This window comes from Streptomyces sp. NBC_01445 (assembly GCF_035918235.1).
In the GTDB taxonomy this organism is placed as follows: domain Bacteria; phylum Actinomycetota; class Actinomycetes; order Streptomycetales; family Streptomycetaceae; genus Streptomyces.
Genome location: NZ_CP109485.1, coordinates 3,614,788 through 3,637,484 on the forward strand (window position 1 = coordinate 3,614,788; position 22,697 = coordinate 3,637,484).

Annotated in this window: 19 protein-coding genes; 8 read left to right on the forward strand and 11 right to left on the reverse strand. The window is 71.7% G+C overall.

What is annotated here, in order from left to right; genetic code table 11:
- The first annotated feature begins 143 nt into the window (after positions 1–143).
- From OG574_RS16360 to OG574_RS16380, 5 genes are all read left to right on the forward strand, one after another.
- Positions 144–2,042 carry an ABC transporter substrate-binding protein gene (locus OG574_RS16360; RefSeq protein WP_326773855.1) on the forward strand — a complete coding sequence of 633 codons (1,899 nt, stop codon included), beginning with the start codon at positions 144–146 and terminating at the stop codon, positions 2,040–2,042.
- 77 nt (positions 2,043–2,119) lie between these two features.
- Positions 2,120–3,196, forward strand: a complete 1,077-nt coding sequence (locus OG574_RS16365; RefSeq protein WP_326773856.1) for an ABC transporter permease — start codon at positions 2,120–2,122, stop codon at positions 3,194–3,196.
- The gene (locus tag OG574_RS16370) at positions 3,193–4,137 is read left to right on the forward strand and encodes an ABC transporter permease (RefSeq protein WP_100595139.1); all 945 of its coding nucleotides are present in this window, start codon (positions 3,193–3,195) and stop codon (positions 4,135–4,137) included. The genes OG574_RS16365 and OG574_RS16370 overlap by 4 nt, the downstream gene beginning before the upstream one ends.
- The gene (locus OG574_RS16375; protein ID WP_326773857.1) at positions 4,134–5,135 is read left to right on the forward strand and encodes an ABC transporter ATP-binding protein; all 1,002 of its coding nucleotides are present in this window, start codon (positions 4,134–4,136) and stop codon (positions 5,133–5,135) included. Before OG574_RS16370 ends, OG574_RS16375 begins: the two co-directional genes overlap by 4 nt.
- Positions 5,132–6,145 carry an ABC transporter ATP-binding protein gene (locus tag OG574_RS16380; RefSeq protein WP_326773858.1) on the forward strand — a complete coding sequence of 338 codons (1,014 nt, stop codon included), beginning with the start codon at positions 5,132–5,134 and terminating at the stop codon, positions 6,143–6,145. The genes OG574_RS16375 and OG574_RS16380 overlap by 4 nt, the downstream gene beginning before the upstream one ends.
- A gap of 47 nt (positions 6,146–6,192) precedes the next feature.
- Here OG574_RS16380 and OG574_RS16385 read toward each other — a convergent pair whose 3' ends face one another.
- The 9 genes from OG574_RS16385 to rimP all read right to left on the reverse strand — a co-directional run bounded on the left by OG574_RS16385 (position 6,193) and on the right by rimP (position 18,139).
- Positions 6,193–7,146 (reverse strand): bifunctional riboflavin kinase/FAD synthetase, encoded by a 954-nt coding sequence (locus OG574_RS16385; protein WP_266674739.1) that lies wholly within the window; start codon positions 7,144–7,146, stop codon positions 6,193–6,195.
- Between the two features lie 166 nt (positions 7,147–7,312).
- Positions 7,313–10,930, reverse strand: coding sequence for a serine protease (locus OG574_RS16390; RefSeq protein ID WP_326773859.1), 3,618 nt, complete (start codon positions 10,928–10,930; stop codon positions 7,313–7,315).
- 227 nt (positions 10,931–11,157) lie between these two features.
- Positions 11,158–12,066: a tRNA pseudouridine(55) synthase TruB gene (gene truB / locus OG574_RS16395; RefSeq protein ID WP_326773860.1), complete on the reverse strand. Its 909-nt coding sequence runs from the start codon at positions 12,064–12,066 to the stop codon at positions 11,158–11,160.
- Entirely contained in the window at positions 12,063–12,530 is a 468-nt protein-coding gene (rbfA, locus tag OG574_RS16400) for a 30S ribosome-binding factor RbfA (protein WP_266674733.1), read from the reverse strand. Before rbfA ends, truB begins: the two co-directional genes overlap by 4 nt.
- A 33-nt stretch (positions 12,531–12,563) precedes the next feature.
- Positions 12,564–12,857, reverse strand: a complete 294-nt coding sequence (locus OG574_RS16405) for a DUF503 domain-containing protein (protein WP_116509238.1) — start codon at positions 12,855–12,857, stop codon at positions 12,564–12,566.
- A gap of 141 nt (positions 12,858–12,998) precedes the next feature.
- Positions 12,999–16,130, reverse strand: coding sequence for a translation initiation factor IF-2 (gene infB / locus OG574_RS16410; protein WP_326773861.1), 3,132 nt, complete (start codon positions 16,128–16,130; stop codon positions 12,999–13,001).
- Between the two features lie 146 nt (positions 16,131–16,276).
- Complete coding sequence (locus tag OG574_RS16415; protein ID WP_116509242.1) at positions 16,277–16,555, reverse strand: YlxR family protein; 279 nt, start codon at positions 16,553–16,555, stop codon at positions 16,277–16,279.
- A gap of 79 nt (positions 16,556–16,634) precedes the next feature.
- A complete protein-coding gene (gene nusA / locus OG574_RS16420; protein ID WP_100595130.1) occupies positions 16,635–17,624 on the reverse strand; it encodes a transcription termination factor NusA in 990 nt (329 codons plus the stop codon).
- Between the two features lie 2 nt (positions 17,625–17,626).
- Positions 17,627–18,139 (reverse strand): ribosome maturation factor RimP, encoded by a 513-nt coding sequence (rimP, locus tag OG574_RS16425; protein ID WP_326773862.1) that lies wholly within the window; start codon positions 18,137–18,139, stop codon positions 17,627–17,629.
- A gap of 183 nt (positions 18,140–18,322) precedes the next feature.
- Between rimP and OG574_RS16430 the strand changes: the two genes are divergently transcribed.
- The 3 genes from OG574_RS16430 to OG574_RS16440 all read left to right on the forward strand — a co-directional run bounded on the left by OG574_RS16430 (position 18,323) and on the right by OG574_RS16440 (position 20,263).
- On the forward strand, positions 18,323–18,835 hold the full coding sequence (locus tag OG574_RS16430; RefSeq protein ID WP_326773863.1) for a hypothetical protein: 513 nt from the start codon (positions 18,323–18,325) through the stop codon (positions 18,833–18,835).
- A 1-nt stretch (position 18,836) separates the two neighbouring features.
- Positions 18,837–19,304, forward strand: a complete 468-nt coding sequence (locus OG574_RS16435) for a ferritin-like domain-containing protein (RefSeq protein ID WP_326773864.1) — start codon at positions 18,837–18,839, stop codon at positions 19,302–19,304.
- Positions 19,305–19,369: 65 nt separating this feature from the next.
- Positions 19,370–20,263 carry an aminoglycoside phosphotransferase family protein gene (locus tag OG574_RS16440; protein WP_326773865.1) on the forward strand — a complete coding sequence of 298 codons (894 nt, stop codon included), beginning with the start codon at positions 19,370–19,372 and terminating at the stop codon, positions 20,261–20,263.
- 107 nt (positions 20,264–20,370) lie between these two features.
- Here the strand turns inward: OG574_RS16440 and OG574_RS16445 are convergent, their stop codons facing one another.
- Both OG574_RS16445 and OG574_RS16450 read right to left on the reverse strand, forming a co-directional pair.
- Complete coding sequence (locus OG574_RS16445; protein WP_326773866.1) at positions 20,371–22,065, reverse strand: proline--tRNA ligase; 1,695 nt, start codon at positions 22,063–22,065, stop codon at positions 20,371–20,373.
- Positions 22,066–22,144: 79 nt separating this feature from the next.
- Positions 22,145–22,687: a GNAT family N-acetyltransferase gene (locus tag OG574_RS16450; RefSeq protein ID WP_326773867.1), complete on the reverse strand. Its 543-nt coding sequence runs from the start codon at positions 22,685–22,687 to the stop codon at positions 22,145–22,147.
- Between the last annotated feature and the right edge of the window lie 10 nt (positions 22,688–22,697).

Below are 22,697 nucleotides of genomic sequence, written 5' to 3' on the forward strand. Positions count from 1 at the left end.
ACTCGTTATTTCCGCAGGCCACATGGGGTTCATGTGTCGTTGACGTGCGCAGACTGCCGCTGATAGACACACACATCAACCAGCTGGCGTCCCATGATCAACCTGCCACTCCTGCGTGAGCAACGACGCGAGGTCACCGACCCATGGACACAAAAGATCAGCCCAAGAGAGCACACGCTCCGCTCTTCTCCCGTTCCCCACGGCGCGCGCCCCGCCGGACCCTGCGGGTCCTCCTGGCCGCCGGCGCCGCGGCGTTCACCCTGACGGCCGGCCTCGCCACGCCGCTCAACCCCGCACCCCAAGAGGCCAAGGCGGCCGACGGCGGCAAGAAGGTCCTCACCGTCGCCCTCGCCCAGAGCGTCGACTCGCTGAGCCCGTTCCTCGCCCAGCGACTGGTCAGTACGAGCATCCACCGGATGATGTACGAGTACCTGGTCAACTACGACCCCAAGGACAACCACGCCGTCCCGGGCTTCGCCACCGACTGGAAGCCGTCTGCGGACAAGCTCACCTGGACCTACACCATCAGGTCCGACTCGAAGTGGTCCGACGGCAAGCAGGCCACCGCCGCCGACGCCGCCTTCACCTTCAACAAGATGATGACGGACGAGGGCGCCGCGACGGCGAACGGCAGCTTCGTCTCCAACTTCGAGAAGGTCACCGCTCCCAGCGCCACCCAGCTGGTCATCGAGCTGAAGAAGCCGCAGGCCACGATGGCCGCGCTCGACGTCCCGATCGTGCCGGAGCACATCTGGAAGAACGTCAAGGACTTCTCGAAGTTCAACAACGACAAGACCTTCCCGGTCGTCGGCAACGGCCCGTTCGTGCTGACCGACTACAAGGTCGACCAGTACGTGAAACTGAAGGCCAACAAGGACTTCTGGCGCGGCGCGCCCAAGTTCGACGAGGTCGTCTTCAAGACGTACAAGGACCAGGACGCCGCGGTCGCAGCCCTGCGCAAGGGCGAGGTCTCCTTCGTGGCCGGCTCCCCCGCCCTGACGCCCGCTCAGGCGGCATCGCTCAAGGGCGAGCAGAACATCAAGGTCAACGAGGGCCCAGGTCGCCGCTTCTTCGCGCTCGCCACGAACCCGGGCGCGCAGACCAAGGACCGCAAGAAGTTCGGCAACGGCAACAAGGCCCTTCTCGACCAGAAGGTGCGCCAGGCGCTGTTCCTGTCGATCGACCGCAAGACGATCGTCGACAGGGTCTTCCAGGGCCACGCCGTCGAGGGCGAGGGCTACATCCCGCCGCGCTTCGGCGACTACTTCTGGAAGCCGCCGGCCAGCCAGGCCCTCGGGTACGACCCCGACAAGGCGGGCAAGCTGCTCGACGAGGCCGGTTACAAGATGAAGGGCAGCGAGCGCGTCGGCAAGGACGGCAAGCCGCTCAACTTCCGCATCCTGTGCCACGCCACGGACCCGAACGACAAGGCGATCGGCAAGTACCTCAAGGAGTGGTGGGGCAAGCTCGGCATCGGCCTGAAGGTCGACTGCCTCGACGACGTCTCGGTGCCCTGGTACGCAGGTGAGTACGACCTCGCGTTCGACGGCTGGTCGGTCAACCCCGACCCGGACTTCGTCCTCGGCATCCACACCTGCGCCGCGCTGCCCGTCAAGGCCAAGGAGAGCGCCCAGACGGACAACTTCATCTGCGACAAGACGTACGACGACCTGTACAAGAAGCAGCTCGCCGAGTACGACCCGGCCAAGCGCGCAGACATCGTCAAGCAGATGGAGTCCTGGCTGTACGACTCCGGGTACATGAACGTCATCGCGTACCCCAACGCCGTCGAGGCGTACCGCACCGACCAGATCAAGTCGATCCAGACCATGCCCACCGCGGCCGGCAACATCTACGGCCAGGACGGGTACTGGAGCTGGTGGTCGGCCGTTCCCGCCGGCGCCACGATCGACTCGGGCAGTAAGAGCAGTTCCAGCGGAACCGGCGTGATCATCGGTATCGTCGCGGCCGTCGTCATCCTCGGCGGCGGCGGACTGTTCTTCGCGAAGCGCCGCCGCACCTCGGCGGACGACCGCGAGTAGCAGCACCCGGTCAGGAGAGAACGCGTCACGTCCGTCCGCAGGCGTCGCAAGTACCGCACGAGTAACGAGAGTTCCACATGACAGCAGAGAGCACTCCGGCGCTCGTGCAGAGTGCGGACACCGACGGCCCGGCGCAAGCCGGGCCGTCGGCGGCCCGCGGTCCACGGGCGCGCAACACCAAGGCCTATCTCCAGTACGTGGCGGGCAAGATCGCGGGGGCGATCGTGTCGCTCTTCGCGGTCCTGGTCACCAGCTTCTTCCTGTTCCGCCTGATCCCCAGCGATCCGGTGAAGCAGATGACCGGCGGCCGCCGCGTCTCGGCGCAGCAGCTCGAATCGCTCCGCCACCAGTTCGGCCTCGACCTGCCGATGTGGCAGCAGTTCACCAACTACATCGGTGACGCGCTGACCGGCGACTTCGGCACGTCGTACCAGTTCCACACCCCGGTCATCGACAAGATCACCGAGGCGCTCCCGGCGACGCTGCTCCTGACCGGCACGGCGTACGTCCTCTACACCGCGCTCGGCATCTGGCTGGGCACGCGCACCGCCTGGCGCAACGGATCGCGCAGCGACCGCTTCAACACCGCGTTCGCGCTCACGCTCTACTCGATCCCGTCGTTCTGGCTCGGTCTGCTGCTCATCATCATCTTCTCTGTGGGGCTGGGCCCGATCCCGGGTCTGTTCCCGACGGGCGGTCTGGAGTCGGGCGGCGAGAGCGGGTTCGCGTACGTCCTGGACGTCGCGCACCATCTGGTCCTGCCGGTGGTCACGCTGGTGGCGGTCGGCTACGCGCAGACGCTCCTCGTGATGCGCTCCTCGCTGCTCGACGAGATGGGCAGCGACTATCTGACGACAGCGCGCGCGAAGGGCCTGCGCGACGACGTCGTACGCCGCAAGCACGCCGTCCCGAACGCGATGCTGCCCACGTTCACGCTGATGTTCGTGAACCTCGGGCACGTCGTGGCCGGGCAGATCCTCGTCGAGACGGTCTTCTCCTGGCCCGGCCTCGGCGGCCTCTTCTACTCGGCACTCAGCGTGCCCGACCTGCCGCTCGTCCAAGGGCTGTTCTTCGTCTTCGCCACCGCGGTGATCCTGGCGAACACCCTCGCCGACGTGCTGTATCCGCTGCTCGATCCCCGGGTGGGCCGATGACTGCCGACACGAACGACCTCGACACCGCGCAGCTCCCGCCGCCGGCCGAGAAGAGCGCGCGGGCCCTCGCGCGGGCCCGCAAGCGCCGCTCCGCCGCCCGCTTCTGGCGCGAGTACCGCACCCACCGGAGCGGGCTGTGGGGCCTCGCAGGTCTGATCCTGATCGCCCTCATCGCGATCTGCGCGCCCCTGCTCGTCGGCGCGGACTCGCAGAGCGTCACCGACGCTCCCGGCGGCGCGCTCGAAGCTCCCAGCGGCGAATTCCCGCTCGGCACCGACCAGTTCGGCCGCAGCGTGCTCGCCCTGCTGGTGTGGGGTGCACGCGTGTCCCTCACCGTGGGCCTGCTGGCCGCGTTCCTGTGCGTGGCGATCGGCACGGTCGTCGGCATCGTCGCGGGCCACTTCCGTGGCTGGTACTCGACGGTCCTGATGCGGGTCACCGACTGGTTCCTGGTGATGCCGACGCTGGTCCTCGCGATCGCGCTCGCCACCGTGATGTCCCGCTCCATCTGGACGGTCATCCTGGCGATCGGCGTGACGACGTGGCCGACGACGGCCCGCCTGGTCCGCGCCCAGACGCTCGCCGTGGAGTCGCGGCCGTACATCGAACGGGCCCGCGCGCTCGGCGGCGGGCACGGGCACATCATGCTCCGCCACGTCCTGCCGAACGTGATGCCGCTCGTCCTCGCGCAGACCACGCTCGTGATCTCCAGCGCCATCCTCACCGAGGCCACGCTCGCCTTCCTCGGCCTCGGCGACCCGACGATCACATCGTGGGGCGGCATGCTCCAGGACGCGCGCGAGGCGGGCGCGGTCAGCGCGGGCGACTGGTGGTATCTCGCGCCGCCCGGACTCGCCATCGCGCTGGTCGCGCTCGCGTTCACGCTGTGCGGCCGTGCCATCGAAGCCGTCCTCAATCCGAAGCTGGGGGTGGCCAGGTGAGCCTTCTCGACGTCAGAAACCTCGAAGTGACGTACGCGGGCGGGGCGCGGGCCGTCCGTGGTGTGAACCTCAGTGTCGACGCGGGCCAGAAGCTCGGCATCGCCGGCGAGTCCGGCTGCGGCAAGTCGACGCTCGCGCTCGCGCTGCTGCGTCTCCTGCCGGCCGGCACGAAGGTCTCCGGCGAGATCCTGCTGAACGGCGAGGACGTCCTCACGATGAAGTGGGGCCAGGTCAGGGCCGTGCGCTGGGCCGGTGCCTCGATCGTGTTCCAGGGCGCGATGCACTCGCTCAACGCCGTGCACCGCATCGGCGACCAGATCGCCGAGCCGATCCTGCTGCACAAGAAGGCGACGCCGGCGGGCGCGAAGAAGAAGGTCGCGGAGCTCCTGGAGCACGTCGGTCTGCCCGCCGCCCGCGCGGACGCGTATCCGCACGAGCTGTCCGGCGGCCAGCGCCAGCGCGTGATGATCGCGATGGCGCTCGCCTGCGACCCGGGCCTGATCATCGCGGACGAGCCGACGACGGCCCTCGACGTGATGATCCAGGCGCAGATCCTCCGTCTGATCGAGCAGCTCGTCTCCGACCAGGACCTCGGCCTCATCATGATCAGCCACGACCTCGCCGTCCTCTCGGACACCTGCGACCGCCTCGCGGTGATGTACGCGGGCCGCGTCGTCGAGGAGGGCCCCGCCTCCGAGGTCTACGAGAACGCGCAACACCCCTACGGGAAGGCCCTGTCGGCGGCGTTCCCGCGGATCGGCGACATCGCGTCCCGGTTCGCGCCGCGCGGTCTGCCAGGCGACCCGCCCGACCCGTCGGCGCTGCCCACGGGCTGCACGTTCCACCCGCGCTGCCCGGTGGCGCTCGACAGCTGCATCAGTGAGGACCAGGAACTGCGGGACGCGGGCACGGCCCGGCTGGCGGCCTGTGTGCACGTGGGCGGCGCCACCGATCCGGACGACGCCGCCGGCGCCGAGGCAAGGAGCACCACAGCATGACCAGTACGTCCCCCCTGCTCACGGCCGGCGCGCTGCACGTCACCTTCCCCGGCCGCCGTGGCGCGGACCCCGCGCGGGCCGTGGACGGCGTCGACCTCGACATCGCGCCCGGCGAGATCGTGGCGCTGGTGGGCGAGTCGGGCTGCGGCAAGACGACGCTCGCCCGCTCCCTGCTCGGCCTGGTACCGCCGACGTCCGGCCGGGTCACGTTCGACGGGAAGCCCCTCGACTACTCCTCACGCGCCCTCAAGGCGTACCGCAAGCGCGTGCAGCTGGTCCTCCAGGACCCCAGCGGTTCGCTGAACCCGCGGCACACGGTGTACGACGCGGTGGCCGAGGGCCTGCGCATCCACGGGTACGCGGGCGACGAGCGCGAGGCGGTGGCGAACGCCCTGTCGCGAGCCGGACTCCGCCCCCCGGAGCGCTTCTTCCTGCGCTACCCGCACGAGCTGTCGGGCGGCCAGCGGCAGCGTGTCGTGATCGCGGGCGCGCTCGTCCTCGACCCCGAACTGATCGTCGCGGACGAGCCCGTGGCGTCCCTCGACGCGTCGGTGCGCGGCGAGATCCTCGCGCTGCTGCTCAGGCTGCGCGACGAACTGGGCCTGTCCGCCCTCGTGGTGACGCACGACCTGGGTCTCGCCTGGAACATCGCGGACCGGGTGGCGGTGATGTATCTGGGCCGGATCGTGGAGACGGGAACGGTGGAGGAGGTCCTGACGGCGCCTCAACACCCTTACACACAGGCCCTGTTGTCGGTTCTGCCGGAAGCGCCGGGTGATCCGGTCGTCCTGACGGGCGAGCCGCCGGACCCGTCGCGCATCCCGTCCGGCTGCCGCTTCCACGCCCGCTGCCAGATCCTGGCGTCGGGCGAGGCGGAACGGTCGGGCGTGGCGAACCGCTGCCGCGGGGAGGACCTGCCGGTGCTGTCGGGCGCGAGCACGACCCAGGTGGCCTGCCACTGGGCGTCGGCAAAGGCCGGCCGGCCCAAATCCAGCCCGTCCGGCGCTTGAGGACCAGGGTTCCGGGGGCAGCGCCCCCGGGCCTCTTCCGATCCCGCCTACTCCCCCTCGTACGCCTCGACCAATTCCCGCGACCGCTTCACGTCGTCCGCGATGGCGACAAGGAGCGACTCGATCGAGTCGAACTTCGCCATGCCGCGCACATAGGCGAGGAAGTCGACGGCGACGTGCAGCCCGTACAGGTCGAGGTCCACGCGGTCGATGGCGTAGGCCTCGACGGTGCGCTCGGTGCCGTCGAACTGCGGGTTGGTGCCCACGGAGATCGCGGCGGGCATCGCCTCGTCCCCCACGTGCAGCCAGCCCGCGTAGACGCCGTCCGCCGGGATCGCGGTGTGCGGGAGCGTCTCGACGTTGGCGGTCGGGAAGCCCAGCTCGCGGCCGCGCTGGGCGCCGCGCACGACCACGCCCTCGACGCGGTGCGGGCGGCCGAGGATCTCGCGCGCGCCCTCCATGTCACCCTCGGCGACGAGCCGCCGGGTCAGCGTGGACGAGAAGGGCTCGCCGCCGCCCGCCGAGCCGCTCACGTAGAGATCGACGACCTCGACCTCGAAGTCGTACGTCGTCCCCTGCTCGGCGAGGAACGCGACATTGCCCGCGGCGCGGTGGCCGAAGCGGAAGTTCGGCCCCTCGACGACGAGGCGCGCGTGCAGCTTGTCGACCAGGACCTTCGCGACGAACTCGGCCGGCGACAGCTTCGAGAACTCGGTGGTGAACGGAAGGATCAGCAGGGCGTCGACGCCGAGCTCGGCCATCAGCTCCGCCCGGCGGTGGTGCGGGGCGAGCAGCGGAGGGTGGCTGCCGGGGCGCACGACCTCGCTGGGGTGCGGGTCGAAGGTGACCACGACGGCGGGCACACCGAGCTCACGGGCCCGTTCGACGGCCCGGCCGATGATCAACTGATGGCCGCGGTGCACTCCGTCGTAGGAGCCGATGGTGACGACGCTGCGCCCCCAGTCCTGGGGGATGTCCTCCAAGCCACGCCAGCGCTGCACGGTGATTGCTCCTCGCGAACCTGTGTACGACTGTTACGTCTCTTTGCCGAATACGCAGGTCTAAGAGTGCCATGCCGAGCGCCCACGCCCCGCATCGGGAGGCGCCGGACCGGCATGGGCAGGTCAGGCGGGCACGCGCACCCCGGCCAGGGGCCTCTCGCCTGGATCACGCCGGGGTCGCGGGGTCCGGTGCCGCACCTCGTGGCGCCGCCGGCGGTCGCCTGCTCCCCCAAGCTCCGGGCTGCGCTCGAGCAAGGGGGACCGTCATCGCGTCGGCTCCCTCCTCCGCCTTGCGATGCACGGCACCGGACCCCGCTCCCTGATCGGGCGTGACCGAAACGAAGGGCCCCAGGCCCTCGATCACGCGGCGGGCGCTCGGCCCGACGAGGGCGGCCCACTCGCGCGGCGCCCCCTCCAGCCACCGGACGAGAAGGGCGGCGAACCCAGGCACCGAGTCGGCGGCCTCGACGAGCCCGCGGTCGAAGCGTGCGGCTCCCTCCGGGGTGCGGACGAGCCGCTGTCCGGTGCGCCGCACCAGGTCGCGGGTGCGGGTCGCCCCCGCTCCCCCGGCGCTGCGGACGGCGGTCCGCAGGACGGCGTCGAGCACGTCCGGGTCGTCCTCGTGGGCGAGCAGTACGTCGAGGAGCTCGCCGCGCAGGGCGCGTGAGGCGCCGGTGCCGGGTGCGGCGAGGACGGGCGCGAGCGCGGCCCGCCCGGGGCCCGGACAGGTGCGGAGCAGCCTCGTGACGAGGGGGAAGAGGACAGCTCGCCCGGCCGGCCCGTGCTCCAGGCACCGGTCGACGTACGCGGCGATGTCCGCAGCGGCGTCGGGCCGGTCCGCCGAGAGGTCCTCGACGAGGGCGGCCGCCCGCCGCGCGAGTGCGGGCGCGGTCACGGCGGCGAGGGTCTCCAGCACGTCGGCCGCGCCGCCCGGCTCCCGCGCGCGGTCCCGGAAGGCGCGGAGGACGGGCTCGGGGTGCGTGGCGAGGGCGGCGGCGAGCGCGCTCACGGGCAGCTGCGGTTCGCCGTCCGCAAACCGCTCCAGGGCGCGTGCCAGATAGGTGCCGCGGGTCTGCGGGTCGCGTACGAGGAGGGCGAGGGCGGTGCCGTGCGGGGCGCCGTCGGCGGTGCGGGCGAGCAGGGCGAGCGCGGCATAGCGCAGCAGGCTGCGGTCGGCGTCGGTGGCGACGTGCGGGGCGACCCGCAGGGCGTGGGCGACGGCGGACGCGTGGCGGGCGGGGCGCTCGTCGTGGGCCCAGCGGTCGACGGCGCGGCACAGCGCGGACGGCTCCTCGTGGGCGAGCACGGCGAGGAGTTCGTCGCCGTGCGGGTGCGCACAGTCGGCGAGGGCCTCGGTGAGGTCGTCGACGGCTCGGTGCCGGTGCGTGTGCAGGAGTGCCTGAGCTGCGGTGGCGACGGTCGCGTCGGGCAGGGCGGGCAGCGGCCGCGCGTCGTCGAACCAGCGGGTGAGGTGGACCTGGACACCGGCCGGGTCGGCGGCGAGCAGGTCGGCGACGGTGTCCAGGTGGCGGGCGTGGCTCCCGGGCGGCGGATCGTGCACGACGAGACGGCGCAGGAGGCCGAGGCGGTCGGCGTCCGTGACAGGGATCCGGCGCCAGAACGAGGGGTCGAGGCGACCGCGGTCGGCGAGCGGTTCGAGCACCCCGAGATAGGGAGTGGCGTCGGGCACGCGCAGGAGCGCCTCCTCGACGAGGTGGGCCGCCCACCAGGAGGCGTCGGCGTCGCCGGGCGTGAGGGCCCTGAGCACCAACTCGGCCAGATACCCGCCGAGTTGGGCCGGCCCCTGCTGCCGCTCGACGAGGAGGAGGGCCTGGACGACGGAGCCCGCGCGGTGCCGGGGAACGGGCACCGTGGGCGCGGCCCGGCCGGCGTCCCGGTCGCGATACACGAGCGCCCGCAGCGCCTCGTCCAGGTCCAGGTGCATGCCCTGGATCCAGTCGGCGACCTCCTCGTGCGCGAACCGGTAGCCGCGCCCCGCGGGGACGAGTACGCCTTCGGTGAGGACGGCCGGGGCCCACGCCGTGACGCCGCCGCCGCGCCGCCCCGGCAGCGCGCCCCAGGGGAACACCTCCTCGAACGCCTCGCGGTCCAACTCCCCCTGGCCCGGCCCAAGGCAGCGCCGCGCCGCCTCGTGGACCTGCCCGGACACCCGGGCGGCGAGCCTGCGCACGGCCGTGCCGCGCAGCCCGTTCACCGCGGCGAGGCGCACCGCCACGCGCAGGCACATGAGGTCGAGATACGCGGCGAAGACGGCGTCCCGGTCGGCGCTGCCCGGCACGGGCCCGGGCAGCGCAGCCCGTACTTCGGCGAGGAGCCGCAGCGCGAGCGGATGCCGTGCGTCGCGGCCGGCGAGCGCGTCCTCGGGCAGCCCGTACCGCTCCCACGCCACGCGGGCCTGATCCCCGGTCAGCTCCCCCAGCGGGACACAGGCGGGCAGCCGCCCCGTCCGCCCGTACAGCACACGGGCCGGGAACAGCTCGCCCGCGCGCTCCCAGTACTCCCCCCGGCACGCCACGACGAGCCGCACGCCGGTCTCCCGCAGCCAGCGCGCCGTGCCCCCGGTCCACTCCGCCAGCCGGTGCGCCAGTACGGGCGGCATCTCCTCGGGCCCGTCGAGCAGCAGCACGAGGGGCCGGCCGGCGGCGCGTGCGGGCGCCGCGATCCGCTCCGGCGACACGTCACCGACGCCGGCGTCGCCGGGCTCCGGGCCCCCGGGCTCCCGGGTCTGTCCGGGGACGGCCCCGGGCAGTGACGCCGCGACGATGCGCCCGGCCCTGACCAGCGCCCGCCGCGCGGCGTCCGCCACGCTCCGGTCGTCGCCGTGCAGATCCGCGCCGCGCAGCCAGAGGGTGGGGGCGGGGTGGGCGCCACGTCCGCGTCGCGCGGCATACGCGGCGAGCTCCGTGGTACGGCCGCTGCCCGGCGCTCCCACGAGGGCGAGAACGGTCGCGTCGGACACCTCGAACTCGGCGAACTCCCTTGCCACTTCGGGGCGTTCGACCGGACCCGGATCGAGGACCGCGGCCGGCCCGTCGGACCCGACCGAGGTGGCCGTCAGCTGGAGTGAGCCCGCCAGGTTGAGTTCGTCCCCGTACACGGGCACGGTGGCCGCGTTCCGCGCGAGGAGTGCGGCGAGCGGCCCGTCCGGGGCGGCGGCAGCGGCCTCCGGCAGCGGCACGGCGTACCCGGCGGCGCGGTGTCCGGCCTCGAGCGCCGTGCCGAGAACGGCGAGGACGGAGCCTGAAGCGGCGTCGACGACGGGTCCCCCGGCGGCCCCTCCCCCGAGCCGCAGCGCGTCGCGGCCATCCGTGCCGATGGCCAGCTCCATGGCCCCGGGGACGATATGGAAGCCGTCGGTCGCGGTGTACGTGACGTCGACATGGCCGAGGACGCGCGCCTCGCGCCAGCCCCCGGCGGCGATCCGCACATACGCCCCGGCCCCGGCCGGGCCCCGGACGGCCACCGGCAGCGGGCGCATACCGAGGCCCTCCGTCGCGTCGGTACGGATGAGCGCGAGGGCCGACTCGGGCAGTGGGACGACATCGGCGGCGCCCACGACACAGGTGATCCCGCCGGGCGCGCGCAGCACGACGCGGCCGAGTCCGTCCACGACTTCATGGCTCGTGACGACGGTCCCGTGGTCGTCGGCGACGAAGCCGACGCCGCGCGGGCGTCCGGCCAGGTCGAAGACATGGACGAGGGGCGGACCGGTCCCGGGACCCGTCGCGTCCCCGTCTCCGGCCCGGGGGCCCAGTCCCGCCATCGTCGAACCTCCCGCCACGCCCCGTAGGACCGACGGTAGGCGCGCGGTGATCAGCGGAACAGGCGCCGGAGCGAACGCGCCCCCTTCCACTCCCTCGGTTCACTCCGAGCGCCCGCCCGAAGGGGTGAACAGATCGGGGGTGATGGATAGACCCTTGGAGAGGGGGATCGTGGAGCGGCACGCGGCTGACTGCGCGCGCCGCTCCACGGCGGGGGCCGGCGAAGAGATCAGCCGAAGACGGCGAGGCTCTTCGCCTTGCCCTTCGACTCCTCCACGAGCGCGAGGAACACGCCCTCGGGGTCGAACACGGCGACGGGCCCGGCGCCCGCGTACTCGCCCGGCACCTCCAAACGGACCCCGTTGAGCAACAGCTTGGCGCGCTTGGCGTCCACGTCCCAGCGGGGGAACGCGGCGGTCGCGGCGTCCGCGACGGGCATCACGGTCAGCTCCTCCTGGAGCTGGTCGAGGGTGCGCGCGGAGTCCAGCTTGTAGGGGCCGACCCGCGTGCGCCGCAGCGCCGTGAGGTGACCGCCGACGCCGAGGTCGGCACCCAGGTCCCTGGCGAGGGCCCGGATGTACGTCCCTGACGAGCAGACCACCGAGACGACCAGGTCGAGGACCGGGGTGCCGTCCTCGGCGACCGCGTCCCTGATGTCGTAGACGGTGAAGGACGAGACGGTGACCGGCCGCGCCGGGATCTCGAACTCCTCGCCCTCGCGGGCCCGCTTGTAGGAACGCACGCCGTTGATCTTGATGGCGCTGACCTTGGACGGGACCTGCATGATGGCGCCGGTCAGCTTGGCGACCCCGGCGTCGATCGCGTCGCGGGCCACGCCGGACGCGTCGGTGGACGACGTGAGGTCGCCCTCGGCGTCGTCGGTCAGCGTGTTCTGGCCGAGCCGGATCGTGCCCAGGTACTCCTTCTCGGTCAGCGCGAGATGGCCGAGCAGCTTGGTCGCCCGCTCCACGCCGAGGACCAGGACACCGGTCGCCATGGGGTCGAGCGTGCCCGCGTGGCCGACGCGGCGGGTCTTCGCGATCCCGCGCATCTTGGCCACCACGTCGTGCGAAGTGAAGCCCGACGGCTTGTCGACAATGACAAGACCGTCGGGCGTCGGGGTGTTCTTCTGCGTCATTCCGAGGCTTCGCCGTCCTCGTCCGCGCCGTCCTCGTCCTCGTCCTCGGGCTTGCGGTACGGGTCCGCACCCCCGGCGAACTCGGCACCGGCGGACGCCTCCCGGACCTTCGCGTCCGAGATCCTGGCCTTGTCGAGGAGGTCATCGATGGCCTTGGCGTTGTCCGGCAGGGCGTCCGCCACGAAGGCCAGGGTCGGCGTGAACTTCACACCGGCCGCCTGGCCCACCGCCGAACGGAGTACGCCCTTGGCGCTCTCGAGGCCGGCCGCGGCAGCGGCACGCTCCTCGTCGTCGCCGTAGACCGTGTAGAAGACGGTCGCCTCCCGCAGGTCACCCGTCACCCGGGTGTCGGTGATGGTCACGTGCGTACCGAGCCGCGGGTCCTTGATCCCGCGCTGGAGCTTCTTGGCCACCACCTCTCGGATGAGGTCCGCCAGCCTTTTCGCCCGCGCGTTGTCGGCCACTGCGCCGTCTCCTTCTTCGCCTTGCTCTTAAAGTCAGTCTTCGTCGCCGTGGAGCCTGCGTCGAACGGAGAGCAGCTCCACCTCGGGACGGGCGGCGATCAGACGCTCGCACCGGTCCAGTACGTCCGTGAGGTGCCCCGTGTCCCCGGAGACCATCGCCAGGCCGATCTCGGCCCTGCGGTGAAGTTCCTGGTTCCCGGTCTCCGCCGCACTCACCGCGTACTTGCGCTGGAGTTCGGCAACTATCGGGCGGATCACGGAGCGTTTCTCCTTCAGCGAGTGAACGTCGCCGAGGAGCAGATCAAAGGACAGAGTCCCCACATACATGTGTGTCCGGATGTCCCGCCGGTTCGGGTTCGTGGCCCCGCCAACCACTTGGCAGGGACACCAGAACCGTACACGCAACGGCCGGGGCCGATCGACGGGATTTCGTCCCGCCGACCGGCCCCGACCTTCACCGTGCGCGGATCAGGCGCGCGGCTTCTCGCGCATCTCGTACGTCGCGATGACGTCGTCGATCTTGATGTCGTTGAAGTTTCCGAGGTTGATACCGCCCTCGAAGCCTTCGCGGATCTCAGTGACGTCGTCCTTGAAGCGACGCAGACCGGAGATGTTGAGGTTCTCCGCGATGACCTTGCCATCGCGCAGCAGGCGCGCCTTGGTGTTGCGCTTGACCTCGCCGGACCGGACGAGCACACCGGCGATGTTGCCCAGCTTGGACGAGCGGAAGATCTCGCGGATCTCCGCCGTGCCGAGCTCGACCTCTTCGTACTCCGGCTTGAGCATGCCCTTGAGGGCCGCCTCGATCTCCTCGATGGCCTGGTAGATCACCGAGTAGTAGCGGACGTCGACGCCCTCGCGGTCCGCCATCTGGGCCGCGCGGCCCGCAGCGCGGACGTTGAAGCCGATGACGATCGCGTCGGAGCCGGTCGCCAGGTCGATGTCCGACTCGGTGACGGCACCCACGCCGCGGTGCAGGACGCGGATGTCGACCTCTTCGCCGACGTCGAGCTGGAGCAGCGAGGACTCGAGAGCCTCCACCGAACCGGACGCGTCGCCCTTGATGATGAGGTTGAGTTCCTGCACCAGACCGGCCTTGAGGGCCTCGTCCAGGTTCTCCAGGGAGAACCGGACGCCACGCCGCGCGAAGTTGGCGTTGCGCTCGCGAGCGGCACGCTTCTCGGCGATCTGACGGGCCGTACGGTCCTCGTCGACCACCAGGAAGTTGTCGCCGGCACCCGGGACGTTGGTGAGACCGAGAACGAGGACGGGGGTCGAGGGACCCGCTTCCTCGACGTTGTTGCCGTTGTCGTCGAGCATCGCGCGGACACGGCCGTACGCGTCGCCGACGACCATCGTGTCACCGATGCGCAGCGTGCCGCGCTGGACGAGGACGGTCGAGACGGCACCGCGACCACGGTCGAGGTGGGACTCGATCGCAATACCCTGCGCGTCCTGCTCCGGGTTGGCCCGCAGGTCGAGCGAGGCGTCCGCGGTCAGGACCACGGCCTCGAGCAGGGAGTCGATGTTCAGACCCTGCTTGGCGGAGATGTCGACGAACATCGTGTCGCCGCCGTACTCCTCGGCCACCAGACCGAACTCGGTGAGCTGACCGCGCACCTTGGTCGGGTCGGCACCCTCGACGTCGATCTTGTTGACCGCGACGACGATCGGCACGCCGGCCGCCTTCGCGTGGTTGAGCGCCTCGATCGTCTGAGGCATGACGCCGTCGTTGGCCGCGACCACGAGGATCGCGATGTCGGTCGACTTCGCACCACGGGCACGCATGGCGGTGAACGCCTCGTGACCCGGGGTGTCGATGAAGGTGATCCGACGCTCTTCCTCGTTGACCTCGGTGGAGACCTGGTACGCACCGATGTGCTGCGTGATACCGCCGGCCTCGCCCGCGACGACGTTCGTCTTGCGGATGGTGTCGAGCAGTCGGGTCTTACCGTGGTCGACGTGACCCATGACGGTCACGACCGGCGGACGCGCGACGAGGAACTCCTCGCCACCCTCGTCCTCGCCGAACTCGATGTCGAAGGACTCGAGCAGCTCGCGGTCCTCCTCCTCGGGGCTGACGATCTCGAGGATGTAGTTCATCTCATCCGCGAGGAGCTTCAGCGTCTCGTCGGAGACGGACTGCGTGGCAGTGACCATCTCGCCGAGGTTCATCATCACGGCGACGAGCGACGCCGGGTTGGCGTTGATCTTCTCCGCGAAGTCGGTGAGGGAGGCACCGCGCGACAGACGGACGGACTGTCCGTTGCCGCGAGGCAGCATGACGCCGCCGACCGACGGGGCCTGCATGGCCTCGTACTCCTGGCGCCTCTGCCGCTTCGACTTACGGCCACGACGGGCGGGCCCGCCGGGACGGCCGAACGCACCCTGCGTGCCACCACGGGCACCGGGACCACCGGGACGACCGCCACCGGGACGACCGGCGAAGCCGCCACCGCCACCGGGACGACCGGCGAAACCGCCACCGCCGCCACCGGGACGACCGGCGAAACCGCCACCGCCGCCACCGGGACCGGCCGGACGACCGGCGAAGCCGCCGCCGCCACCGGGACGACCGCCGCCGCCACCCGGGCGACCGCCGCCGCCGGGACCACGGCCACCGCCGGGGCCACCACCGGGACGCGGGCTGCCGGCAGCGGGACGCTGCGGCATCATGCCCGGGTTCGGACGGTTACCACCGGGGGCACCACCGGGACGCGGAGCGCCGGCCTGCGGACGGGGCATGCCGCCCGGAGTCGGACGGGCGCCGCCCTGACCACCCTGCGGACGCGGGGCGCCACCGGGGCCACCCTGCGGACGCGGGCCGCCGGGGCCACCCTGGCCGCCGCCGGGACGCGGGGCACCGCCGGGACGGGGCGCCTGGGGGCGCGCCATGCCGGTGGAGCCACCAGAGGTGAACGGGTTGTTACCGGGACGCGGGCCGGCGGGACGACCGCCGGGACGCTGGCCCTGACCCTGACCCTGACCGCCGGGGCGCGGAGCACCCTGACGGTCGCCACGGTCGCCGCGCTCGCCACGGCCCTGACCCTGAGCACCCTGGCCGGGACCGGCCGGACGGGCGCCACCGGGCTTGGGGGCACCGGGACGGGCACCCGGACGCGGGCCGGCTGCCGGGGAGGCCGCGGGGGCCTGGGCAGCGGGAGCGGCCGGAGCCGCGGGCGGCGCCGTGAACTCGGGCGCGGCCGGGGCCGGAGCCGCGGGACGCGGAGCCGGCTTCGGGCCGGGCGTCGGACGCTGACCGGCGGCCGGGGTCACCGGGGCGGCGGCAGCGGGCTTCTCCGCGGCGGACGGCCGAGGAGAAGGCGCAGCCGGCGGGCGCGGAGCAGCAGGCTTTGCGGCCTGTGCCGGAGACGGGGTCGGACGGGCCGGCGAGGGCTTCGCGGGCGCGGCCTTGCGGGCGGCGGGCTTGCCGCCGCCACTGCCCTGCTGGAGGGCGTCAGTCAGCTTGCGTACTACAGGCGCCTCGATCGTCGAGGACGCCGAACGGACAAATTCACCGAGTTCTTGGAGCTTGGCCATGACGACCTTGCTCTCCACCCCGAACTCCTTGGCGAGTTCGTATACCCGGACCTTAGCCACTTCGCTCCTTTTAGGTCCGGGTTACGCCGGACCGTCGCTACTTCATGGGCGTACTCATCGCGTGCTCATCGAGTGCTCATCGCAATCTCGACCTACTTCCAACTCGCGGGGGTACCAGGACCGCACGGGGTCCCGTACGGCACGTTCTACGGTGTTACCTGCTCGACGCGGTGGCGCAGGGCCTCCGTATCGAACGGTCCAGGGGCTTTGAACGCCCGCTGGAACGCCCGGCGGCGGACCGCCAGGTCGAGACAGACCAGGGCGGGATGCACATACGCACCCCGGCCGGGCAGCGTACCGCGATGATCGGGGACACATTCACCCTCGATCACCACGATGCGCAGCAGATCGCTCTTGGCCGTTCGCTCCCGGCACCCCACACACGTGCGCTCTGGGCATGCACGGGCATGCGTCCGGCCAGACACGCTTAAGTCTACCTCCCCGTACCGACCTCACCCCTTTGGGGCAAAAATCGAACGGTTGTTGTCGTGATCTTTGTGGTGGCTACTCCGCCGGCTGCTGCTCGGTGTCCGGACGGATGTCGATCCGCCAGCCGGTGAGCCGTGCGGCGAGGCGGGCGTTCTGGCCCTCCTTGCCGATGGCGAGCGACAGCTGGTAGTCCGGCACGATCACCCGCGCGGAGCGGGCGGCCATGTCCACGACCTCGACCTTGGACACGCGCGCCGGGGACAGGGCGTTGGCCACCATGTCCGCAGGGTCGTCGGACCAGTCGACGATGTCGATCTTCTCGCCGTTGAGCTCGGCCATGACATTGCGCACACGGCCGCCCATCGGGCCGATGCAGGCGCCCTTGGCGTTCAGGCCGGAGCGGGTCGAGCGGACCGCGATCTTCGTGCGGTGCCCGGCCTCGCGCGCGATGGCGCAGATCTCGACGGAGCCGTCCGCGATCTCGGGGACCTCGAGTGCGAACAGCTTCTTCACCAGGTTCGGGTGCGTGCGCGACAGGGTCACGGAAGGACCGCGCACACCCTTCGCGACGCGCACCACGTACGAGCGAAGGCGCAGGCCGTGCTGGTAGTCCTCGCCCGGGACCTGCTCCTGCACCGGCAGGATGGCCTCGAGCTTGCCGATGTCGACGAGCACGTTCTTCGGGTCGCGGCCCTGCTGGACCACGCCCGTCACGATGTCGCCCTCGCGGCCGGCGTACTCGCCGAGCGTCGCGTCGTCCTCGGCGTCGCGCAGCCGCTGCAGGATGACCTGCTTCGCGGTCGTCGCGGCGATGCGGCCGAAGTCGGACGGGGTGTCGTCGAACTCCCGGGCCTCCTGGCCCTCTTCGAGGTCCGCCGGGTCCTCCTTCGCCCACACCGTCACATGTCCGCTCTCACGGTCGAGGCGCACGCGCGCGTGGCGACGGCTTCCCTCGGTGCGGTGGTAGGCGATGAGGAGGGCCGACTCGATCGCTTCGACCAGCAGGGAGAAGGAGATCTCCTTCTCTCGCACCAGACCCCGCAGGGCACTCATGTCGATGTCCACGGCTACGCCTCCTCTGCATTCTCTTCGTTCTTGTTCTTACGGTTGAACTCGACCTGGACGCGCGCCTTGGCGATGTCGTCGAAGGTGAGCCTGCGGGCGGTGGGCTTGCGCCCCTTCACGCCGGGCACCTCGAGATCCAGGCCCTCGTCGTCGACCTTCAGGATCCGCGCGACGAGCTCGGTGTCGGCGCCGTCGGCCAGCTGGAACTTCACCAGGCGGTCGACCGCGCGCACGTAGTGCCGGTGTTCGGTCAGCGACCGCTCGGCGCCGGGGGTGCCCACCTCGAGGTCGTACTCGCCCTCGCCCATGGCGTCCGTCTCGTCGAGCTTCGCCGAGAGCGCGCGGCTCACATCGGCGACCTGGTCCAGATCGGCTCCGGAATCGGAGTCGACGACGACTCGCAGCACTCGCTTACGTCCGACCGATGCCACTTCGATCTCTTCGAGATCGAGGCCCTGAGAGCTCACGAGCGGTTCCAGTAGTGACCGCAGCCTCTCGCTCTGGGTGGTGCTCATCCGGGTGACTCCTCGGCCGCGTGTGCTGTTGTGGTCTCGTCGTGTGTCAGGTCAAAGGGTATCCGGTCCAGGGGGGTGTTGCCGTCCACCCGACGTGGGCCGAAGGTACGGTGATCACCGGGCCTGCCGCCCGCCGCTCCTGCTGAATCCTTCCTGCCATCCTTCCTGCCGAGGACGTCTGCCGTGCCGTTGACCAATGGGGCCCCCGCGGGGCCGCGTAGAAGGAGCCTGCTGGCCTCGGTGGGCGGGGCCGCGCTCCTGACGGGCTGTTCCGACGGCGAGGACCCCGCTTCGGACAGTGCCAGGGGCGCGCGCAGCGTGTCCGCCGCGCAGCGGATCAAGGCGCGCGCGGCCCGCGACAGCGGCGACCTGATCGACCGTTACGAGGCCGCGCTCGCGGCCCATCCGGCCCTGGCCGCACGGCTCGGCCCGTTGCGCGACGAGGTGGCCCGGCACGCGAAGAGCTTCGGTGCGGCGGCGCGCCCGGCCGCACCGGCCTCGGCCTCCCCGTCGCCGTCGCCGTCCGCCTCTGCGGCCTCCGAGAAGGACACCGTGCGGGCGCTGGCGACGGCCGAGCGGGAACTCGCCGACCGCCGTGCGGCCGCCCTGGTCGACGCCCCCGCCGAACTGGCGCGCCTGCTCGCCTCGGTGGCCGCCGCGGGCGCCGGACACGCGTATCTGCTGACGAAGGACTGACATGGCCGACAAGGGCGACAAGCAGCTTCTCTCCGCGGTCCAGGCGGCACTGGCCGCCGAGCACGCGGCTGTTTACGGGTACGGCGTCGTCGGCGGCCGGATCAGCGAGAGCCGCAGGCCCGAGGCGCGCACCGCGTACGACTCCCACCGGGCGCGCCGTGACGACCTGCGGCGCACGGTCCGCGACCTGGGCGGCGAGCCCGAGCCCTCGGCAGGCGCCTACGCGCTGCCCTTCCCCGTGCCGGACTCGGCGGCGGCGGCGCGGCTCGCGGCGGACATCGAGGACCGCGTCGCCGGCGTCTACTCGGACCTGGTGCGGGCCTCCGAGGGCACGCGGCGCAGGGGCGCGGCGGACGCGCTGCGGGAGGCGGCGGTGCGCGCGGTGCGGTGGCGGGGCGGCAGCGTAGCCTTCCCTGGTCTCGCCGAGCGGGCCGCGGCGCCCCAGGCGTCCGCGACACCGCAGGCGTAGCCGCCACGGTCACACGTACCGTCCGCCGTCACGGGGACGGTCACGGGGAAGGGAGTTACTCGCACATGTCTTTCGAACCGCCGAAGCGGCTGGTCAACGCGCTCGGCGAGGTGCGGGACGACGGGGCGTCCGCGTGGCTGGCGAGGGTGCCGGAGATTCTTCAGGAGGCCGTGGAACGGCTCGAGCTGACGGTCGAGCGGGTGCATGTGCCGGGTGGGCGCAGCAGTCTCGTCGTCCTGGTGCGGCGGGCCGACGGAACGCCCGCCGTCCTCAAACTGGCGCCGGAGCGCTTCCGCCCGGAGGCCGAGCACGCGGCTCTCACGCACTGGAACGGGCTCGGGGCGGTGCAACTCCTCGGCGACGGCGGTGACCTGCTCCTGGAAAGGCTGCACCCCGAGGTGTCGGTGCGCTCGCTGCCCGAGGCGAAGGCGCTCCTCGAGGCGGCCGGCACGCTGCGCAGGCTGTGGGTGGAACCGCCGTCGTGGCGTTCCTGCGAGACGGTCGCCGACCGGACGGGCCGTCAGGCCGAGGCGATGCGCGCCACCGCCGCCGCGGAGCCGGATGTCGTGCCCCTGGTGGACGCGGCACTCACGGCGCGGGACGAACTGCTCGAGGCGCCGCCTGAACTACGGCTGCTGCACGGGACGTTCCGGCAGAGCAAGGTGCTGGCCGGGGAGCGGACGCCGTGGCTCGCGGTCGGTCCCGACCCGGTGGTCGGCGAGTGCGCCTTCGACCTCGCGCGGCTCGTCAGGGACCGGGTGGAGGACCTCATCGCGTCGCCGTCCGGTGCGGCGACGACGCGGCGGCGCGTGAAGCGGCTCGCGGAGTCCCTCGATGTGGACCAGGAGCGGCTGCGCGGGTGGACGCTGTTCCGGGCGGTGGAGTCCGGTGTACGGGCACTGCGCGTGGGGCGCGGGCGGGATGCGGAGTTGTTGCTGGAGTTCGCGGGCTGGCTCTGACGGTGGTCGCGTGCGGGCCGTCGGTAGCTGGTCGCACAGTTCCCCGCGCCCCTTCGGGGGACGACTGAGGGCCGGGACAGAACGTCCCGGCCCTCAGTGCTTGCGGATCAGGCCGTGAGGCGGGCGATGGCCTCCTCGACCGTTACTTCCTCGCGCTCGCCCGTCTTGCGGTCCTTCAGTTCCACGATGCCCTCGGCCGAGCGGCGGCCGGCGACGAGGATCTGCGGGACGCCGATGAGCTCGGCGTCGGTGAACTTCACGCCCGGCGAGACACCGGCGCGGTCGTCGACCAGGACGCGGACGCCGGCGGCGCCCAGCTTCTGGGAGACGTCGAGCGCCAGCTCCGTCTGGAGGGCCTTGCCGGCGGCGACCACGTGGACGTCGGCCGGCGCGATCTCCTTGGGCCAGCACAGGCCCTTGTCGTCCGCGGTCTGCTCGGCGAGGGCGGCCACGGCGCGGGAGACGCCGATGCCGTACGAGCCCATGGTCACGCGGACCGGCTTGCCCTGGTTGCCGAGGACGTCGAGCTGGAAGGCGTCGGCGTACTTGCGGCCGAGCTGGAAGATGTGGCCGATCTCGATGGCGCGGTCGAGGCGCAGGCCGGTGCCGCACTTGGGGCAGGGGTCGCCCGCCTCCACCACGACGACGTCGAGGTAGTCGTCGACCTCGAAGTCGCGGCCCGCGACGACGTTCTTCGCGTGCTTGCCCGGCTTGTTGGCGCCGGTGATCCAGGCCGTGCCGGCGGCGATGCGCGGGTCGGCGATGTAGCGGACCTTCTCCAGGCCCTGCGGGCCGACGTAACCGCGTACGAGGTCGTCGCGGCCCTCGAAGTCCTCGGCCGTGACGAGCTCGACGACGGCCGGGGAGAGGTGCTCTCCGAGCTTGCCGAGGTCCACCTCGCGGTCGCCGGGCACGCCCACGGCGACGATCTCGCCGTCGACCTTGACCAGGAGGTTCTTCAGGGTGGCCGAGGCCTGGACGCCGAGGTGGGCGGCGAGGGTCTCGATGGTCGGGGTGTCGGGGGTGTCGAGCTCCTCGACGGCCGGGTGCTCGGCGCTCGCGGGGGCCGGGGCGGCGAAGGTGACGGCCTCGGTGTTGGCGGCGTAGTCGCAGGCCGGGCAGTCGACGAAGGTGTCCTCGCCGGCCGGGGCCGGGGCGAGGAACTCCTCGGAGGCCGAACCGCCCATCGCGCCGGACACGGCGGAGACGATGCGGTGGTCCAGGCCGAGGCGCTCGAAGATCTTGATGTACGCCTCGCGGTGCAGGGCGTACGACTCGGCCAGGCCCTCGTCGGTGGTGTCGAAGGAGTACGAGTCCTTCATGAGGAACTCGCGGCCGCGCAGGATGCCGGCGCGCGGGCGGGCCTCGTCGCGGTACTTCGCCTGGATCTGGTAGAGGATCACGGGCAGGTCCTTGTAGGACGAGCACTGGTCCTTGACCAGCTGCGTGAAGATCTCCTCGTGGGTCGGGCCGAGGAGGTACTCCGCGCCCTTGCGGTCCTTGAGGCGGAACAGCTCGGGGCCGTACTCCTCCCAGCGGCCCGTCGCCTCGTAGGGCTCCTTGGGCAGCAGGGCCGGGAGCAGGACCTCCTGGCCGCCCATGTCGTCCATCTCCTCACGGACCACGCGGGCGACGTTCTCGAGGACCTTCTTGCCCAGCGGCAGCCAGGACCAGATGCCGGCGGCCGTGCGGCGCACGTACCCGGCCCGGACGAGCAGTTTGTGGTTGAGCGTCTCGGCGTCGGCCGGGTCGTCACGCAGTGTCTTGACCATCAACCGGGACATGCGCTGGACCTGGGCCATGATTTTGACTCCTGCTGCGAAAGATAGGGATGTGCAGGAGGTTAGCCGGGTCCGTCCCGCGCCCGGAAATCGGCTGCCTTCAGCGACGCAGCGGAAGCGGTGCACCCATGACCGCGTAGGGCCGGGGAGCGCTGGGGAAGAGCACCTGCCGGGCGAGGTCCTCGTAGCCGAGGGAGTGGTACAGGCCGCGGGCCGGGCTGTCGAAGTCGATGGCCGAGAGGATCGACTTGGGCTCGTCGGCGCTGTCCGTGATGGTCGTGATGAGGGACCGGCCGATCCCGCGGTTCTGGTAGCGGGGGTGGACGTGCAGCTCGGTGATCACGAAGGAGTCGTCGAGCCACCGGTCCAGCGCGCGCGTGCGCAGATAGGGCTCCACCACGGTGGACCACCAGTGGGCGCGGTCGTTCGGCATGCCGTAGACGAAGCCGACGAGTCGGCCGCCCTCGGTGTGGGCGCCGAGGGCGCGCGCTCCGGGGTAGACGAGGTGCCGCAGCACGATCTGGCGGCGCACGGCGATCTCGTCGTCGCTCAGGCCGAAGGCGTACGCCTGCACGGCCAGTGCCTCGTCCACGTGTTCCGCGAGGTCGAGAGGCCCGATGGTGACGACGTCGTCCTGGGTCATGACGGGGAGA

Coding starts and splice junctions, on each gene's coding strand:
- OG574_RS16360 (WP_326773855.1), top strand. CDS start 144: ATGGACACAAAAGATCAGCCCAAGAGAGCACACGCTCCGCTCTTCTCC.
- OG574_RS16365 (WP_326773856.1), top strand. CDS start 2,120: ATGACAGCAGAGAGCACTCCGGCGCTCGTGCAGAGTGCGGACACCGAC.
- OG574_RS16370 (WP_100595139.1), top strand. CDS start 3,193: ATGACTGCCGACACGAACGACCTCGACACCGCGCAGCTCCCGCCGCCG.
- OG574_RS16380 (WP_326773858.1), top strand. CDS start 5,132: ATGACCAGTACGTCCCCCCTGCTCACGGCCGGCGCGCTGCACGTCACC.
- OG574_RS16390 (WP_326773859.1), bottom strand. CDS start 10,930: ATGGCGGGACTGGGCCCCCGGGCCGGAGACGGGGACGCGACGGGTCCC.
- truB (WP_326773860.1), bottom strand. CDS start 12,066: ATGACGCAGAAGAACACCCCGACGCCCGACGGTCTTGTCATTGTCGAC.
- OG574_RS16405 (WP_116509238.1), bottom strand. CDS start 12,857: ATGTATGTGGGGACTCTGTCCTTTGATCTGCTCCTCGGCGACGTTCAC.
- rimP (WP_326773862.1), bottom strand. CDS start 18,139: ATGAGCACCACCCAGAGCGAGAGGCTGCGGTCACTACTGGAACCGCTC.
- OG574_RS16435 (WP_326773864.1), top strand. CDS start 18,837: ATGGCCGACAAGGGCGACAAGCAGCTTCTCTCCGCGGTCCAGGCGGCA.
- OG574_RS16440 (WP_326773865.1), top strand. CDS start 19,370: ATGTCTTTCGAACCGCCGAAGCGGCTGGTCAACGCGCTCGGCGAGGTG.
- OG574_RS16445 (WP_326773866.1), bottom strand. CDS start 22,065: ATGGCCCAGGTCCAGCGCATGTCCCGGTTGATGGTCAAGACACTGCGT.
- OG574_RS16450 (WP_326773867.1), bottom strand. CDS start 22,687: ATGACCCAGGACGACGTCGTCACCATCGGGCCTCTCGACCTCGCGGAA.